The sequence below is a fragment of the Corynebacterium sp. MSK074 genome, assembly GCF_030229735.1.
GTDB lineage: Bacteria > Actinomycetota > Actinomycetes > Mycobacteriales > Mycobacteriaceae > Corynebacterium.
The window spans coordinates 82,855-100,334 of the sequence record NZ_JASPIX010000002.1 but is presented as its reverse complement, the minus strand read 5'-3'; the positions used below and the strand labels follow the sequence as shown (position 1 = coordinate 100,334).

The following is a 17,480-nucleotide window of genomic DNA, read 5'->3' as shown; positions in this document are numbered from 1 at the left end:
TAGGTTCGAGTCCTGGTGGGGAAGCTTTTTTAGTTTTTCTTCCTGCCGCGTCGAAAGCCTTTCAGCTCGGCCTTCTTCGCAATCGCCGCCACTTGGGCGGCGGTGTAATTAACGGGGGCTACACCGGCACGGGGCAGGACCCAGCCGCGCCAATAGGACACGATGGCCATGCCACTGCCGACGATCGGTGCGACCACCATGCCGAGAGCAAACTGTCCGTAATCGGCAAAGGTAACCATGACGATGCCGGTGAGGATAGAGGGCACGGCATACAGGGGGCTGCCGCCAAAGATGGACGGGATTTCCCCGGAGGCAATATCGCGGACCATTCCCCCGCCCACTGCGGTAAGCACGCCCAGGAAGACACAGGGAATAAGTGGCATGCCGTGGGTGAGCGCCTTAACGCAGCCGGTGGTGGACCACACGCCGAGGATGATGGCATCGCCGTGTTCGCGGAATAGCTCCCACGCCTTGCCCTTGAGATCAATGAGGAATGCGATGAGTGCACCGCAGCAAGCAAGGCCGAGATACCACGGGTCTGAGATCGCTGCCGCTGCTCCATCCCCGATGAGCATGTCACGGATCATGCCACCGGCCAACCCAGAAAAGAGGGCGAGGAACACGAAGCCCACAATGTCGAATTCACGGCGGCGGGCAAGGGTGCCACCAATGATGCCATTCAAAACCACGCCGAGAAGATCGAAGGCTTGGTACAGCGAATTGATGAGGGGATCGACATCGTGCATGATTCTTAGGCCTCCTGCCGCGCGGGTAGAATTTCGGCGTGACTGCGGCCGTGTTTTACTCTCCGGCGTGTCAGCATGGCTCTTATTTAACCAACTCGTTTCTCTGAAAGATCGCATTTCTCATGTCTAAATCCAATGCCCGGTATTTCATCTGGTCCAATGGCCTGCAAAATTTGGGCGATCAGATTGTTGCTGCCAAGACGGTGCTGCCCGCGCTCTTTAGTGCGGCCGGAGTGCCTGCGTTCTTTACCGGTCTGCTCACCCCTATCCGCGAGTCCGGTTCGATGCTGCCGCAGGCGGCGCTGACCCCGTGGGTGACTACGCATAGGGCCCGCAAGCGCCTGTGGATTATCGGTTCTTTGGGCCAAGCAGTATCCGCCGCGGTCATCGCGCTCGCGGCATTTTTTACCCGCGGGGCAATCCTAGGCATCATTGTGCTGCTGGCGCTGGCCGCGCTCTCGCTTTTCCGCGCGCTGTGCTCGATTGCGGGCAAGGACGTGCAGGCGCGCACCATTTCCAAGGGCGCGCGCGGCCAGGTGACCGGTAGCGCGGCAGCCCTCGGTGGCGGTGCTACTTTGCTGACCGGCATTATCCTCTACTTTTTGGGCGAGCTCAGCATTCCCATGATGGGCACGGTCCTCGCCATTGGTGCGACCACGTGGGCCATTGCCGCGTGGGTCTTTTCGGGCGTGGATGAGCCGGTGCCAGAGGAAACCGAAGGGGGCATCGATAAGCAGTGGTGGCGCGATACCTGGCAGCTTTTTACTAGCGACGGCCAATTTCGCAACTTCGTCATCGTCCGCGCGCTCTTGCTCGTGTCGGCGCTATCTACCTCTTTTATTGTGCTGCTCAGCAGCAACCTTTCCGGGCTCTACGGATTTGTGCTTGCTTCAGGCCTAGCCTCCCTGGTGGGCGGGCGCATCTCCGGGGTGTATTCGGATAAGTCCTCTAAAAACACCATGGCCGTGGGCGCGGCCGTGGCTTCCGTCGTGCTGGTGCTTTTGGTCGCCAGCTCGCACTGGGCACCGGATGCGGTCAATGCCTGGGTCATGCCGATTGGTTTCTTTGCTGTGAACTTGGCGCACACGGCCATTCGCGTGGCGCGAAAGACCTACGTGGTGGATATGGCCGGCGGCGATAAGCGCACCCAGTATGTAGGTGCGGCCAATACGATGATGGGCATTATCCTCCTCATCGTCGGTGGCATTTCCTCCGTGGTGGCACTGGCCGGCCCCGAGGCAGCGCTGCTTTTCCTTGCCCTCATTGGTTTCCTCGGCGTGTGGCGCGCCCGCGGCCTGAAAGAGGTTTCTCACACATAAATCGCACTTGGGCTATAGGATGTAGTCCGGATAAGAATCAGACTCGACCCCAGGAGTTCAATAACCCGTGGTAGCAACAACCTCGTGTGCTGTCGTCGTCCTTGCGGCTGGCGCCGGCACCCGCATGAAGTCCACCAAGCAGAAGACCTTGCATGAGATTGGCGGGCGCACCTTGCTCGGCCACGCTCTGCACGCTGCGGCCGGGATCAACCCGGAGCGCATCGTGACGGTGGTGGGCCACCAGCGCGATCAGGTCTCCCCCGCCGTGGATGCCATCGCCCAGGAGCTGGACTGCGAGGTACTCCAGGCGGTGCAGGAGGAGCAGCTGGGTACCGGTCATGCCGTGGCCTGCGGCTTGGAGCCGATTCCGGACTTCGAGGGAACTGTCATTGTCACCAACGGCGATGTCCCACTGCTTACCCCAGAGACCATCGAGGGCCTGCGCGCCACCCACACCGAGCAGGGCAACGCGGTCACTGTGCTCTCGATGCGCCTCGATGACCCGACCGGTTACGGCCGCATCATTCGCGCTGAGGATGGCAGCGTGTCTGCCATCGTGGAGCAAAAGGATGCCACCGAAGAACAGCGCCAGGTCAATGAGGTCAATTCCGGCGTTTTCGCCTTTGATGGGCGCGTGCTTGCCGATGCCCTCCAGAAGCTCGACTCCAATAACGCCCAAGGCGAGCTGTATATCACCGATGTGCTTGAGATTGCCCGTACCGCGGGGCACGGCGTCGGCGCGCACGTAGCAGCAGATCCGGCCGAACTCGCGGGCGTCAATGACCGCGTGCAGCTTGCCGCTGCCGGCCGTGAGCTCAACCGCCGCATGGTAGAAAAGGCGATGCGCGGAGGGGCCACCATCGTGGATCCGGAAACCACCTGGATTGGTGTCAACGTCACCGTGGGCTCCGATGTCATTATTCACCCAGGCACGCAGCTGTGGGGCACTACCAGCATCGCCGATAACGCCGAGATCGGCCCCGACACCACCTTGACCAATATGCAGGTGGGCGAGGGCGCTTCTGTCGTGCGCACCCATGGCAGCGATTCCGTCATTGGTACCAACGCTAAGGTCGGCCCGTTTACCTATATCCGCCCGAAGACCGTGGTGGGCGAGGACGGAAAGCTCGGCGGCTTCGTAGAGGCAAAGAACGCCCAGATTGGCCGCGGCTCCAAGGTTCCGCACCTGACCTATATCGGCGATGCCACCGTGGGCGAGCAGTCCAATATCGGTGCCTCCTCCGTCTTTGTGAACTACGACGGCGTGAACAAGCACCACACCACCATCGGCAGCCACGTGCGCACCGGTTCTGACACAATGTTTATCGCTCCGGTCAATGTCGGTGATGGCGCATACTCCGGTGCGGGTACAGTAATTAAAGACGATGTTCCTGCGGGAGCACTCGCAGTCTCCGGTGGCAAACAGCGCAACATCGAGGGCTGGGTTCAAAAGAAGCGTCCGGGTACTCCCGCGGCTGAGGCCGCAGCCCGTGCGCAGGACAACGAAAAGTAAGGGGCATATTCTCCCATGACTGGCAAGGTAACTGGTAGCAGCAAGAACATGAAACTCTTCTCTGGGCGTGCACACCCAGAGTTGGCGGAGGCTGTGGCTAAGGAGCTCAAGACTGATCTGGTTCCTACCACCGCCCGCGACTTCGCCAACGGCGAAATCTTCATTCGCTTTGAAGAGTCCGTGCGTGGTGCCGACTGCTTCGTAATGCAGTCTCACACTCAGCCGCTCAACAAGTGGCTAATGGAGCAGCTCATCATGATCGATGCTTTGAAGCGCGGCTCCGCTAAGCGCATCACCGCCATCCTGCCCTTCTACCCATATGCACGCCAGGACAAGAAGCACCTGGGCCGCGAGCCAATTTCCGCCCGCCTGGTGGCAGACCTTCTGCAGACTGCTGGTGCGGACCGCATCGTGTCCGTGGACCTGCACACCGATCAGATCCAGGGCTTCTTCGATGGCCCGGTCGATCACATGCACGCTCAGCCCATCCTGACCGATTACATCAAGTCCAAGTACGCCACCGATAACATCACCGTGGTCTCCCCGGATGCTGGCCGCGTGAAGGTGGCAGAAAAGTGGGCCCACGACTTGGGCGATGCCCCGCTGGCCTTCGTGCACAAGACCCGCTCCAACACTGAGGCTAATAAGACGGTATCCAACCGCGTGGTCGGCGATGTAGAGGGCAAGGACTGCGTGCTTCTCGACGACATGATTGACACCGGTGGCACCATCGCCGGCGCCGTGCGCGTTCTGAAGGACGCCGGTGCGAAGAAGGTCATCATCGCCTGCACCCACGGCGTTTTCTCTGACCCAGCCCGCGAGCGCCTGTCCGAGTGCGGCGCGGAGGAAGTTATCACCACCGATACCCTCCCGCAGTCCACCGAGGGCTGGTCCAACCTCACGGTGCTGTCCATTGCACCGCTATTGGCACAGACCATCCACGAGATCTTTGAGAATGGTTCCGTGACCACCCTTTTCGACCGCGCCTAAGCGCAGGGCCGCCGAGATTTCCCTCGGCGGCTTTTGATTTGCTTCTGGTGCACGTGCTAATCTAACTCAGTCTCGGCGAGGGCGACCTCAGGATGAGGAAGCCGTTATCGACGCGATTGAAGTTAGAGCATGTTGCTTTTTATATACGCCTGCGATGACTCGTCCAAGACGTCCATCGGCAGGCTTTCGTCGTTTTTGTCGCGTTGGCCGCGCCGCACTACTTTAACTAAGGAGAATGAAGCATGGCACAGCGCCCAGTAATTAAGGCTGAAGCACGTACCGAATTTGGCAAGGGTGTCGCACGCCGCCTGCGCCGCGAGTGGAAGGTTCCAGGCGTCATCTACGGTTCCCACCAGGAGCCGGTCCACTTCGCAGTTCCGCTGCTGGACATCCAGTCCCTCGTCCGCAACAACGGCGTCAACGCCGTTCTGGAGCTGGAGATTGACGGCGAGCAGTACCTGACCATGGTTAAGCACGTTGACCAGAACGTCCTGACCTTCGACATCGACCACGTTGACCTGCTGGCTATTAAGCGCGGCGAGAAGGTTGAGGTTGAGGTTCCGCTGACCCTGACCGGCGAGCCGGCCCCAGGCACCATGCACATCCAGGATGCTGACGTACTGCTGGTTGAGGCAGACGTACTGAACATTCCGGAGGAGATCGAGGTTTCCATCGAGGGCCTCGAGGACGGCGCAGTTGTCACCGCTGCCGACCTCACCATGCCGGAAGACACCACCCTGGTGGCAGAGGAAGACACCGTTATCGTCTCCATCTCCCTGCCTGAGGTTGATGAGGAGCTCGAGGAAGCAGCCGAGGCTGCTGAGGAAGGCGGCGCTGACGCTGGCGCCGAGTCCGTCGACGAGGGCGCAGAGTCCTCCGACTCCGAGGAGTAATCCCCTCCCCTTCACACGCAAGGCCGCCGTGAGATTCGCTTCTCACGGCGGCCTTGCCGTTTTTCTCTCGGCCTATGAGACAATTGAGCGCGTGACTCCACTTCTCGTAGTAGGCCTTGGCAACCCCGGCCCCAAGTACGCAGGCACCCGGCACAATATCGGCTTCGATGTGGCAGACGAACTTGCAGGAGAGCTCATGAGCAGCTTTTCGGTACACAAAAAGACCAACACCGAAGTCGCTGAGGGCATAGCTGACGGCCGCAAGATTATCTGTGCAAAGCCACGGTCCTTTATGAACCTTTCCGGCGGTCCGATCAAGGCTTTGGCCCAATACTTTCATCTCTCTGCCGCTGACATCATCGTTATCCACGATGAGCTAGAACTCGATTTCGGCACCATTAAGCTCCGCAAAGGTGGCGGCGACCATGGCCACAATGGGTTGCGTTCAACCACAAAGTCCCTAGGCACCAAAGACTATCAGCGCCTTTCGGTAGGAATCGGGCGCCCACCGGGGCGCATGGACCCGGCGTCGTTTGTGCTTAAGCCTTGGGCAAAGCAGGAAAAGGCAGAAATCCCCATCCTTTGCGCCGACGCGGTCGAGGAGGTCTTGCGCGTAGGATAGTCGCCATGAAATTGGCTACCCTACGCACTGGCTTTGGCACTTCCGCTATCCGCATCGACGACGATAACGTGGGTGTTGAATTGGATTATGAAGACGTCGGCCAGCTACTGCGCAGCGAAGATTGGCGCAAAGCCGCCCAGCTTTCCGGCGAGCCCGTGGTCTTTAACCACGCTGATTTGGAGGCCGTCGTACCAACTCCCGGCAAAGTGATCTGCGTTGGACTCAATTACGCCAAGCACATTCGCGAGATGGGACGCGAATTCCCCGAACATCCCACCTTGTTCATCAAGTTCGCCGATGCCCTCACCGGCCCCTATGATGATGTCTTCATTCCCGAATATGGCACACAGAAGCTGGATTATGAAGGTGAATTGGCGGTCATCATCGGCGAGCGCGCCCACCGCGTCAACCGCGACGAGGCCCTAGATTATGTGGCCGGCTACGCCATCATGAATGACTACACGCTGCGTGACTTCCAACGCCAGACTAGCCAGTTCCATGCCGGTAAATCCTTTTATCGCACCGCCGGCTTCGGTCCTTGGCTTACCACCGCGGATGAGTGGTCACCGGGGTCCGGAGCTGTCCTCACCACGACCGTAGACGGTGAGGAAAGGCAGCGCGATAATACCGATGACCTCATCTTTTCCGTAGCTGAGCTCATCGAATTCTGCTCACAGCTCTATCCGCTCAATCCGGGCGACGTCATCGTTACCGGCACGCCGGAGGGCGTGGGCTTTGCCCGCACCCCGCAGCAATTTATCGAGGACGGTCAGAACGTCACCATCGCCATCGAAGGCTTGGGGCATATTTCCAATACCACCCGCTATGGCGAACCCGGCTGCGGCCCCGGCTGTACTTGTTCCTAAGCTGTGCCCAGGTTCTCACTCCAAAGTGGGCGGTCCCGTTTTCATCCCAGCCGCTTGCGCCGGTTAAGCTGGATTAATGAGCACAAAAAGCAGTAAAGCCCCTAAGAAACTCAACAAGAAGGCCTACGAAAAGGAGCTCGAACGCCTCCAAGCAGAGCTCGTGGACATGCAGCAGTGGGTCGTTGAAACCGGCGCCCGCGTAGTCATCATCATGGAGGGCCGCGACGCCGCCGGCAAGGGCTCCGCGATTAAGCGCATCACCCAGTACCTCAACCCGCGCACCTGCCGCATCGAGGCGCTGCCCGCTCCCAACTCTCGCGAACAGGGCCAGTGGTACTTCCAGCGCTACGTGGAAAAGCTTCCCACCAAGGGCGAAATCGTCATCTTTGACCGCTCCTGGTACAACCGCGCCGGTGTCGAGCGCGTCATGGGCTTTTGCACCGATCAGGAATATGTCCGCTTCCTGCACCAAGCACCCACCTTTGAGCAGATGCTGGTCGAAGACGGAATCATGCTGCGCAAGTACTGGTTCTCTGTTTCTGATGAAGAGCAGATTAAGCGCTTTGAATCCCGCCGCAACGATCCGCTGCGCCGTTGGAAGCTCTCCCCTATGGATCTGCAGTCCATTACCCGCTGGGAGGACTACTCCCGTGCCAAGGATGCGATGTTCATCCACACCGATACCCCAACTGCGCCGTGGTACACCGTGGAATCAGAAGACAAGAAGCGCTCCCGTATTAACGTCATTTCGCACCTTCTGAGCACCATTCCGTACGAGAAGCTCGAGCACGAGATGCCGGAAATTCCGCAGCGCCCGGATTCCGATGGCGAAACCTATGAACGCCCTGCCCGCGAAGAGTTCCGCTACGTGCCAGACGTCGCTGCAAAGCTAGAGCGCAAGTCCGAACAGAAGACAGCGAAGAAGACGTCCAAGAAGGGCAAGAAGAAGGATAAGAAGAAGTAGCAGCACCGGCTGTATTACTATCTTCATTCATGAGCACTGACACCGTCGCGCAAGCGCGTTTAGGAGATAAAATCCTCACTGCGGTGGCGGTGCTCATTGCGCTGTTTTATGTGATTTCTGCCGCGAAGAATCCCAGCATAATTGAGATTATTCAGGCAGGTCTATCGTTGCTATTCCTGCCATTTATGTGGGTCTGGCGGAGCCGTCCCGTGCTCAGTGCCACGGGCTTTATTGTGCTGCTCGCGGCATGGGCCGTGGCTTGGATGAGCCAGCTGCCCACCAATCTAGGGCTTACCCCCTGGGCCCTGACTGCACCCATGGCGGTGTATGCCACCTCCCGCTATGTCACGCACCGCGTTATTCCCCGCACGGTACTGGCGCTGGCGATTCTTGGCTCCTTCATCTCGCCATTCATGTGGCGCATTGATCCGGAGTCATTCCTGCTGCACTACCAGCTAGACCGGCGCTTCTTGGCCATGCTGGTGGTGCACTGGGCTGCTTTGGGCACTACCTACTTCGCCGCCGCACGCTACTTCGACTTGGCACGCCAGCGCGAGCGCCTAGCCCAAAAGCGTTTCCACCAAGCCCAAGAGGAAGAGCGATTGCTCATCGCACGAGAGTTGCATGATGTTCTGGCCCATTCCCTAACTTTGATAAAGGTTCAGGCGAATGCTGGAATCATTGCCGGGCGATCAGACGCTAAAGCTGCCGAGGAAGCGCTGGCCAGCATTCGCGATGGTGCAGATTCTGCGTTGGAAGAGGTACGCGGCATCGTCACGGCACTGCGCAGCACTGGTCCCACCACACTGAAGCCAACCACGCAGCTAGAGCACATCGAGGGAATCATCGATGGCTTCCGCACGGCAGGCTTGGACATTTCGGCCCGCCTGCCGCAAAATTGCGAAGTTCCAGCACTCACGCAGTTGGCACTGGTGCGCATCATTTCTGAAGGCCTAACTAATGCGTTGCGGCATCAAGGAGCCGGTACACGGGTGGAAGTAGAGCTAGTGCTAGCCGACGTCGCCCAGATCGCCCTTAAATCTACCAACCCCTCCCCAACTGCCAGCCAAGTGCCCGGCAGCGGTGTGGGTCTTGTTGGCATTGCAGAACGCGCTCACGCTTTGGGTGGAAATCTAGAAACCCGGGGCGATGCCAAAAAGTTCATCGTGCGCGCCGAACTACCGTTGCAGAAGGAAAGCCGTGTCTAAGATTCGTGTCCTGCTCGCCGATGACCAAGCGATGCTTGTTGCCGCATTGTCTACCATCCTTAACGCACAGGATGATATTGAGGTCGTGGCCACCGCCAATACCGGCTCAGATGCCGTCACCGCGGCGATGAGCCACCGCATTGATGTAGCCATCCTGGATATCCGAATGCCGGGAATGGACGGTATCGCCGCGGCCCAAGCAATCCTTTCTCGCGTCCCTGACTGCCGCGTCATCATGCTCACCACGTTTAATGAAGACGATTTGGTGGCTCAATCTATCGCCGCTGGCGCACATGGATTTCTGCTCAAAGATGCCGATCCGGAGGTGCTGGCGGGGGCTGTCCGGGACGTCGCCAAGGGCGCATCGGTACTGGCTGCTCAGGTAACTGGACCGGTCCTGGAGACCTACCGCACCGCCCTTACCCGTGGACAATTGAGCGCGCAGGAACGCCAAGGGCTTAGCCTGGTTACCCGGCGCGAGATGGAGGTACTTTCGCTCATCGCCCGCGGGGCCACGAATTCTGAAATCGCCGCCGAGATGGTCATCGCTGACACGACGGTAAAGACACATGTCTCGGCGCTACTTTCCAAGCTTGCCGCACGCGACCGAGTGGCGCTAGTTTTGCTGGCTCAGCGCGCTGGAATTGCCTAGTCTCCTACTACGGTAGGAGATGTTCGCTGCAAAGTCCGTCTTGTGGGCGGAAGATATTCGCGTCCCAGCGCGCGAGACTACGCAGTATGAATTATGAAGTCTCCTTTGAACACGTCTCCAAGTCTTTTGGGCCTCACATGGTTTTGCGCGACGTAGATTTTCGCATCGCGCCTGGTCGCGTCCACGCCTTATTGGGACGCAATGGCGCCGGAAAATCTACGCTCTTTTCGATCTTTTTAGGCCTGCTCTCCGCCGATTCCGGGATGGTTAAAGTAGATGGCGTTCCCTGGTCTCGTGAAGTCCTCGACCACGTTGGTGCCTCCGTCAACGGCCCTGCCTTTTACGCGCATCTCTCTGCTGCAGCCAATCTTCGCGTACATACTAGATTGCTCGGGCTGCCGGAGGCTGAGGTCGACCGCGTGCTCTCCATCGCCGGTCTCAGCGAAGTTGGTTCCAAAAAGGCAAAGTCTTTTTCTACCGGTATGAAGGCACGCCTCGCCTTGGCCCAGGCTCTCCTAGGCGATCCAGAAATCCTTGTGCTGGATGAACCACAAAATGGCCTTGATCCGCAAGGCATTGTAGAACTGCGGCACCTCTTGCAAAAGCTTGCTTCTGTCGGCCACACCGTAATCGTGAGCTCACATCAGCTCGGCGAGATTGTCCATCTAGCCCAAGACATCACCATCCTTGCTGAGGGTTCCATTCGCTATTCCGGCGCACTGGAGAACTTGGCTCCTAGTGGTCAACTTGAAGCAGAATTTTTCCGCCTGACGTCTCCGGATGGTGAGCGCCATGTTTAAGCGCTACCTTTCCGCCGAGCTCCTGCGCAGCCGCGGTAGCGCGCTGCAATGGCTCCCGCTCCTAGCCATACCGCTCGTGGTGATGACCGTACTATTTTCCTCCTTTGCTTCTTCCGCGAAGGACGCTACTGGCGTCTTAGGATGGCAGTCCATGTTCATCACGGGCATGTATGCACCTCTCATTGCGCTTTTTGCCACTATTCCCGAACACCGAGAGGCCCGTACCCGGAGCGGCGGTACGCTGTGGCGGAAAGTCAATCCTCACTATGAACAGGCATCCCGCTTTCTTGTCATACTCGCCAGCCTTGCGGCCTTCCATCTCCTGAATTTCGGAGTTTCCTGGGCAGTGGTCGCACTTCAAGGACGAGCGAACCATCAACTGCTACTAGTAGCTGGAGTCTATTCCTTCCTGGGCGCCATCGGTATCGCCGGTCTCGCTGCAGCGAGTGCACGTCGTTGTGGTCTTGCCGCCGCGCTCGTTGCAGGTATTGTCTGGCAGGTAGTTAGTGTTTTACCGAGCATTGTCGAAGGCAATGCGTGGTGGGCTTTCCCGCCAGCATGGCCGCTGCGGCTATTACTTCCTGCACTGCGCATTCATCAGAATTCCGTTCCTCTCGATCCGGGAGATCCGCTGCTGCATGAAAGTCCATTGCCCGCTGCGGTGCTATGTCTCCTATTGGCGGTAGTCGGTGCCTGCGCCGCAATCCTTACTCCTCGCCGCATACGACCTCTTTCTCTGCTCCGCCGCGCGGAGGCACCTGCTACTACTGCCGCACCAACTACCGCTGCTGGAACTTGGACCCCCGCAGTTATACCTCGTGCCGCCGCTCGTTCCCGGCTTTTGGGCGCGGTGCGCGGACTTCATCGTGCCGCTTTGAGCCCCGCACTCATCGCCTGCCTAGCTTTAACCGCACTGGCTCTGGTTTTCCTCTCCGCTATCTACTCGCCTAGCTATGTAGAAGGGTTCTTCCTCTTCTTATTGCTACCGGTAGGTGCGGGGATCCTTCCCGTGATGGTGTGGCCCCTTCTCGCGCCCTCGTGGCCTCTCAGTTATATTGAGTCGCGCTATAGCCCAATCGCACTCCTTTTGTGGCTACTTGGCACTGTTGTGCTCGTGTGTTCTGCCGCATCGCTCGCGATGGTCTGCTCTGGTGGTTCTGCCACGGCCGCAGCAGCACAGTTGCCTCTGGCTGTGGGGGTGGGCTTTGCCATCACAGTAGTTTCCCTAGTTATCGTGCTGCTTTTCGGTATTTTGAGCGCGCTCGCCTTCACTATCGTAGGCACGATAGTCTCCGTAACCCTCGGCGGTGATGTACTAGCCAAGACCTTCTTGTGGCTCCTTGCCTTTCCAGTGTGGCCGATGAATGCCGATTCTCCTGGACGCTACACCGTCGCGGCGCTTTTGACGTTGTTGATTGCTGTCGCTGGTTCATGGGCATCCACACGGTTACTACGGACTACTGCTCTGCGGCCCACAGGGTAGAAACGCTACAAAGCAGCCACGATATCCGGCACTTCGGTCCGTTTTGAGTCAACAACGCGGCCGCAATATCGGCCCAGCACCGGGACACAAGGATAAAACGGCAAAAGCCCGCGGAAACCGCGGGCTAGAGCTAGGTGAACTTAGAGCTCAGAAGGAGATACGCGCTTCGGCAGAACAACCGGGCGGGTGTGCGCCAGCTCTTCTACGATGCGTACTACCTGGTTGGAGTAGCCATACTCGTTGTCGTACCACACGTAGAGCACCAGGTGCTTGCCGGAGGCGATGGTAGCAACGCCGTCGACAATGCCGGCGTGGGTATTGCCGATGAAGTCAGAGGAAACAACCTCTGGGGAGGCAATGTAGGAAATCTGCTGGCGCAGGTCCGAGTGCAGGGAAACGTTGCGGAGGAAGTCGTTGACCTCATCGCGCTCTACTTCCTTGGACAGCTCGAGGTTGAGCACGGCCATGGACACGTCCGGGGTAGGAACGCGGATGGCGTTGCCGGTGAGCTTGCCCTCAAATTCCGGCAGAGCCTTAGCCACAGCCTTGGCTGCGCCGGTAGCGGTAAGCACCATGTTCAGGCCTGCAGCGCGGCCGCGACGATCGCCCTTGTGGTAGTTATCGATGAGGTTCTGGTCATTGGTGAATGAGTGCGCGGTCTCCACGTGGCCGTGGTTTACACCGTAGCGGTCGTTGATGACCTTGAGAACAGGGGTAATGCCGTTGGTGGTGCAGGATGCAGCGGAGAGAATCTGATCCTCATCGCTGATGTTGTCGTTATTGATGCCGTAGACGATGTTCTTGATATCGCCCTTGCCCGGTGCGGTCAGCAGCACGCGGGAGATGCCCTTGGCCTTGAGGTGCTGAGACAGACCCTCGCGGTCGCGCCATGCGCCAGTGTTGTCCACCAAGATGGCATTATTGATGCCATAGGAGGTGTAATCGATCTCGGCGGGATCATTGGCATAGATCATCTGGATCTTGGTGCCGTTAGCCCAGATAGCCTCGTTTTCCTCGTCGACAGAGATGGTGCCGTTGAAAGCACCGTGGACGGAATCGCGGCGCAGCAAGGAAGCGCGCTTGAGGATGTCACCATCGCCCTTCTTGCGCAGGACGATGCCGCGCAGGCGAACGCCACCGTATGCTGCCTCGCGGGCGACGAGCAGGCGGGCCAGCAGGCGTCCGATGCGGCCGAAGCCGTAAAGGACGACGTCGGTGGTCTCTAGGTCAACGCCAGCACCGACGATCTCGCACAGCTCGCCTTCCAAGTACATGCGGAGGTTTTCCTCGTTGGATTCCTCCCACCCGAGGACCAAGCGGCCGAGGTCGACGCTTGCGGCGCCCAGATTCATGTCTGCCAATTCCACCAGGATAGGCAGGGTCTCCGCCGTGGACAGGTGGCGCTGCGCAATGCGGCGGCCGTAGCGATGAGACTTGATGATGTCGATATCGGTCTGTCCCACCAGTGGGCGGCCGAAGATGGTGGTGACAACGTTATTGTTGCGGTGCAGCTGGTGGATGAGCGGAATCATCTGCTGCGCCAGCTCGAGGCGCTCGTTCCAATCATCATGGCCAACATGTGCGTTCGCAGTCACGTAATTCATTCCTTTTCTGTCACGGGGGTGGCATTAAATCTTCAAACATAAATATTAGCGCTTACTAGTGTGGGTTTTGGCATAGATCGTTCAGGATGTTGGCCACAGTACCCCCGTTAATTTTTGCCACGTCGGTACCTACGAGGCAGTAAGCTACGGCATCATCGTGCTGCGCACGGCGTTCCTTAAGCACAGGGTTCAAGAGCGGATAAACCGGTGGAAGGTTGGGGTGACTGCGGGTGTACTGAGTTTCTAGTCCACGAGCAAAGCGGCCCGAGAAAGCACGGGTAGACACGGTTTGCCCACCACGGCGCAGTAGCTGCCGGTTGTAGTCACTCGTTCCTGCCTCTTCGGTGAGCAAGAATGCGGAACCACAGGAACATGCGGCGACGCCATCCCAGGACATAGCGGTGGCTATATCGTCTGCGGTGCGCAGGCCGCCGGCGGCAATGAGGGGAACTTCTGGGGCTGCGGTATGCACGTCGGACACCAATTCCTCCAAGTCCCGGGAATCGGGTGTCGCGGCTAAGTCCCAGGTTCCGCGATGGCCGCCGGCGGCTGGGCCTTGGACGCAGAGCACGTCGACGCCCCGACGTGTGGCGGCGGTTGCCTCCGCAGAAGTGGTGACGGTGGTCCAGGCCTCTGCGCCCGCGGCGTGGATTCGCTCTATCTGTTCGGGTGTGAAGGTGCCAAACATAGACCACACCACGCGGGCACCGCCGCGCAACGCTAGGTCCAGCTTCTCTTCAAAGCCAAAGGAGTAATCGGGATCAGGCAGTGGCTGGTTTTCTGCTTGCGCCAGCTCGCGTGCGGCGGCACGTTGCACCCCGGAAAGCGGCTGTTGTGGGCAAAAGAGGTTTACCCCAAACGGAATGCCGGTGCACTGGTCAATCTGTGTGCGGGCAGTGTCTATGCTGGCAGAGCCCACACCTAAGGTGCCAAAAGAACCGGCGGCATGGGCGGCGCGCACTAGTTCCGGGGTGGTGGGACCGCCGGCCATGGGCGCGGGGATTACGCTACGGGAAAGGGAGCTTATAACCTGACTCATAGCACCCACCTTACTGAGAGAGGAAGCTAGTGCAGTGGCACCTTTAGGAGATTTTTTCGCGCGGTTCTTTGGCTCGAAGAATAAACCCACACCAGGCCTCAATCCGGACGAGCTAGAGGCGGAGTGGCTTATTGTGGGCCTGGGCAATCCCGGCGCGAAGTATGCCGCTACCCGCCACAATGTGGGCTATATGGCCATCGATGATCTGCTAGCCGCAAGCGGAGACGTGCTGGAGCCGGTTCGTGGGATGGATGTGCAGGTCGCGCCACTTAGCTGGGCGGGACAGAAAGTACTTGCCGTGCGTTCGGGCACGTTTATGAATCTTTCTGGCGATCCAGTAGCGCCGCTGGCACAGAAGCTAGGCATCGCCCCAGATCACGTCATTGTTCTCCATGATGAGCTGGACCTTCCGGCCAATAAGATCCGGATCAAGCAGGGTGGAAATGAAAACGGGCACAACGGCCTCAAGTCGCTCACCGAGCGCTTGGGCACCCGCGACTATCTGCGCGTGCGCATTGGCATTGCCCGGCCGCCCAAGGGTTCGTCCATTCCGGATTACGTACTGGGCCCCGTGGATGCGGGCGCTGGCTTTGATGACGCCATCGCCACCGCGGCCGAGGCCGCCCGCCTCATCGTGACGGACGGGCTAGGCAAGGCCCAGAACCAGATCCACTCGCGCTAGCACTGGGAAAATTTTTCTAGTGCCTTGGGGCTGCCGGCGGCGACGATGAAATCGGTGGGGGTGAGCTCGGTGGCGTCGGCAAGCGGGGCCCACTCCCCTTCCGCGCGGCGCACAGAGACCAATTGCACGCGGTGCGTGCGCCAGATGGCAGAAAGGTCGAGCGGCCGGCCCACCAATGAGCTAGGAACGGCCATCTGGGTCACGCCATAATCGGTGGCAATCTCCGCAAAATCACGGAAACGCCCGCCCAAAAGGTAAGCCACGCGGCGGCCGGTATCACGCTCTGGCCGGATGACATGGTGGGTGCCAATCTGGCTGAGAATACGCGCGTGTGCCTCCGAATCAGCCTTGGCCCAGATGTCTTTGACCCCCAACTCCACCAGATTGGACGCGGTGAGGATGGAATCTTCCAAGTGGGAGCCGATGGCGACGATGACGCGCTCGACCTCCTCCACGCCCAGCTGGCGCAAGGCCTCTGGGTCGGTGGTATCGGCCGCAATGGTCTCGGTGAGGTAAGGTGCTTCTTCGCGCACGCGCTTTTCGCTGGAGTCGATGCCGAGGACCTCAACCCCATTGGCCATCAGCTCATGAGCAAGCGAGGAGCCAAATCGGCCTAGTCCAATAACGACGACGGGTGGAATATCGATGCCGGCGCGGGTGCGTCCCAGCGCCTTGAGAATATTAGCCAAGGAACGGCCTTTCTTCGGGGAAGCTATAGCGCCGGCTGACGGATTTCGCCGCCAGCGCTGCTACCAAGGTGGTTGGGCCAACGCGGCCCAGGTACATGATGAGGCACAGCACTATCTGCGAGGGCGCAGACAGGCTTGCGGTAATTCCGGTGGACAAGCCCACCGTAGCGAAAGCAGAAAGAACTTCGAAGGAGACTTGATCACCGCTAAACTCCGGATCAAAAAAGCGCAGCGCCGCCACGCCCAACGTGACCACCATGACGCCGGCAAAGCTCAGGGCTAGGGCCTGGCGAGTCACCGATCGCGGAAGGCTGCGGTGGCCAATGGTGGTGGTTTCCCGGCCCGAAAACTCCGCGGCCATGGCAGCCAAGAGCACGCAGGCGGTGGTGACTTTAATACCGCCGGCCGTACCGGCCGAGCCACCACCGATGAACATCAAAATGTCGGTGCCCATCAGCGTAATGGGGTGTGCCTGCCCATAATCAATGGCGTTAAAGCCCGCCGTGCGCGGAGAAGCGCTGGCAAAGAAAGAGTTGAGCAACTTATCCCCCAGCGACATCGAGGACAAAAGCCCGGTCCACTCCATGCACGCGAAGAAGACGCCACCGGCGAGCAAAAGCACGGTCGTGGCCGCTAGGGTCATGCGGGCGGTAATGGAAATGCGATGGACCACATGGCGATCGCGGCGTACCAAGCGCACCAGCTCCGCCCACACCGGAAAACCTAAACCGCCACCGATTAAGGCGGCGGCCAACGGCAGCAAAATCCAGGCATCAGAAACAAAGGGCACCAGGTTATCGCTATTGGTACTGAAGCCGGCATTGTTAAATGCAGATACCGCATGGAAGATGCCTTCCCACACCGCGCGCGGAAAGGAGTACCCATAGCCAATCATCAAGCGTGCGGCCACAATGATGGCGATGATGGTCTCAGCCACCGCGGTAAAGACGAAGGTAAAAATCAGCGTCTTGCGGATACCACCGGGGGCGATGGGGCGCCCCTCATAGGCACCGGTTTTGCGAGCCTTAAAGCTAATCCGGCCGGTAAATAGCAGGCCAGATAGCGAGGCGAGCGACATGATGCCTAGGCCGCCAAGTTGAATCAGCGCCAAGATGACGACCTGGCCAGCTGGGCTCCAGAAGCTACCGGTATCCACCACGATAAGCCCGGTCAGCGATACCGCAGACGTGGCGGTAAAAAGGGCAGACAGGAAGGAAGCGCGGGCGGTGCCGGCCTCTGCGAACGGCAGCATGAGCAAAACCGTTCCCACCAGAATCAGCAAGAGGAAGCCAGCCGCGGTCAATCGCGCCGGGCCCCACTGCCGTATGGAAAGCAAGTGTTTCACCAGCGGAAGTATAGACCTGCTTAAGGCGCAGGGAAACTGCTGGCCGGTGCTGCCCTCGGTGGGCG

At 59.3% G+C, this 17,480-nt stretch carries 17 protein-coding genes; 12 read left to right on the top strand and 5 right to left on the bottom strand.

Features of this window, described 5'->3' with window-relative positions; genetic code table 11:
* Nucleotides 1–29: 29 nt before the first annotated feature.
* Nucleotides 30–746 carry a trimeric intracellular cation channel family protein gene (locus QP965_RS02490; RefSeq protein ID WP_225747260.1) on the bottom strand — a complete coding sequence of 239 codons (717 nt, stop codon included), beginning with the start codon at nt 744–746 and terminating at the stop codon, nt 30–32.
* A gap of 122 nt (nt 747–868) precedes the next feature.
* Between QP965_RS02490 and QP965_RS02485 the strand changes: the two genes are divergently transcribed.
* The 11 genes from QP965_RS02485 (at nt 869) to QP965_RS02435 (ending at nt 12,056) form a co-directional block, all read left to right on the top strand.
* Nucleotides 869–2,065: an MFS transporter gene (locus QP965_RS02485; RefSeq protein ID WP_284814622.1), complete on the top strand. Its 1,197-nt coding sequence runs from the start codon at nt 869–871 to the stop codon at nt 2,063–2,065.
* Nucleotides 2,066–2,132: 67 nt separating this feature from the next.
* Nucleotides 2,133–3,578, top strand: coding sequence for a bifunctional UDP-N-acetylglucosamine diphosphorylase/glucosamine-1-phosphate N-acetyltransferase GlmU (gene glmU / locus QP965_RS02480; RefSeq protein ID WP_284844093.1), 1,446 nt, complete (start codon nt 2,133–2,135; stop codon nt 3,576–3,578).
* Between the two features lie 15 nt (nt 3,579–3,593).
* Nucleotides 3,594–4,568, top strand: a complete 975-nt coding sequence (locus tag QP965_RS02475; protein WP_239277820.1) for a ribose-phosphate diphosphokinase — start codon at nt 3,594–3,596, stop codon at nt 4,566–4,568.
* Between the two features lie 242 nt (nt 4,569–4,810).
* Nucleotides 4,811–5,461: a 50S ribosomal protein L25/general stress protein Ctc gene (locus QP965_RS02470; protein WP_284767628.1), complete on the top strand. Its 651-nt coding sequence runs from the start codon at nt 4,811–4,813 to the stop codon at nt 5,459–5,461.
* 91 nt (nt 5,462–5,552) lie between these two features.
* Entirely contained in the window at nt 5,553–6,083 is a 531-nt protein-coding gene (pth, locus tag QP965_RS02465; RefSeq protein ID WP_284844094.1) for an aminoacyl-tRNA hydrolase, read from the top strand.
* Between the two features lie 5 nt (nt 6,084–6,088).
* Nucleotides 6,089–6,949 (top strand): fumarylacetoacetate hydrolase family protein, encoded by an 861-nt coding sequence (locus QP965_RS02460; protein WP_284844095.1) that lies wholly within the window; start codon nt 6,089–6,091, stop codon nt 6,947–6,949.
* Between the two features lie 76 nt (nt 6,950–7,025).
* Nucleotides 7,026–7,913, top strand: a complete 888-nt coding sequence (gene ppk2, locus QP965_RS02455; RefSeq protein WP_284821648.1) for a polyphosphate kinase 2 — start codon at nt 7,026–7,028, stop codon at nt 7,911–7,913.
* A gap of 29 nt (nt 7,914–7,942) precedes the next feature.
* On the top strand, nt 7,943–9,121 hold the full coding sequence (locus QP965_RS02450; protein WP_284844096.1) for a sensor histidine kinase: 1,179 nt from the start codon (nt 7,943–7,945) through the stop codon (nt 9,119–9,121).
* Nucleotides 9,114–9,773: a response regulator transcription factor gene (locus QP965_RS02445; protein ID WP_284844097.1), complete on the top strand. Its 660-nt coding sequence runs from the start codon at nt 9,114–9,116 to the stop codon at nt 9,771–9,773. The genes QP965_RS02450 and QP965_RS02445 overlap by 8 nt, the downstream gene beginning before the upstream one ends.
* Nucleotides 9,774–9,859: 86 nt before the next feature.
* Nucleotides 9,860–10,573 (top strand): ATP-binding cassette domain-containing protein, encoded by a 714-nt coding sequence (locus QP965_RS02440; protein ID WP_284844098.1) that lies wholly within the window; start codon nt 9,860–9,862, stop codon nt 10,571–10,573.
* Entirely contained in the window at nt 10,566–12,056 is a 1,491-nt protein-coding gene (locus QP965_RS02435) for an ABC-2 family transporter permease (protein WP_284767635.1), read from the top strand. The genes QP965_RS02440 and QP965_RS02435 overlap by 8 nt, the downstream gene beginning before the upstream one ends.
* A 140-nt stretch (nt 12,057–12,196) precedes the next feature.
* Here QP965_RS02435 and QP965_RS02430 read toward each other — a convergent pair whose 3' ends face one another.
* On the bottom strand, nt 12,197–13,651 hold the full coding sequence (locus tag QP965_RS02430; RefSeq protein ID WP_502869239.1) for a glyceraldehyde-3-phosphate dehydrogenase: 1,455 nt from the start codon (nt 13,649–13,651) through the stop codon (nt 12,197–12,199).
* Between the two features lie 64 nt (nt 13,652–13,715).
* The gene (locus QP965_RS02425) at nt 13,716–14,699 is read right to left on the bottom strand and encodes a nitronate monooxygenase (RefSeq protein ID WP_284767636.1); all 984 of its coding nucleotides are present in this window, start codon (nt 14,697–14,699) and stop codon (nt 13,716–13,718) included.
* Nucleotides 14,700–14,733: 34 nt separating this feature from the next.
* Here QP965_RS02425 and pth (QP965_RS02420) point away from each other — a divergent pair, with 34 nt between their 5' ends.
* On the top strand, nt 14,734–15,381 hold the full coding sequence (pth, locus tag QP965_RS02420) for an aminoacyl-tRNA hydrolase (protein ID WP_239277809.1): 648 nt from the start codon (nt 14,734–14,736) through the stop codon (nt 15,379–15,381).
* Here the strand turns inward: pth (QP965_RS02420) and QP965_RS02415 are convergent.
* Nucleotides 15,378–16,070: a potassium channel family protein gene (locus QP965_RS02415; protein WP_239277808.1), complete on the bottom strand. Its 693-nt coding sequence runs from the start codon at nt 16,068–16,070 to the stop codon at nt 15,378–15,380. The genes pth (QP965_RS02420) and QP965_RS02415 overlap by 4 nt on opposite strands.
* Nucleotides 16,063–17,415: a TrkH family potassium uptake protein gene (locus tag QP965_RS02410; protein ID WP_284767640.1), complete on the bottom strand. Its 1,353-nt coding sequence runs from the start codon at nt 17,413–17,415 to the stop codon at nt 16,063–16,065. Before QP965_RS02410 ends, QP965_RS02415 begins: the two co-directional genes overlap by 8 nt.
* Nucleotides 17,416–17,480 lie beyond the last annotated feature (65 nt).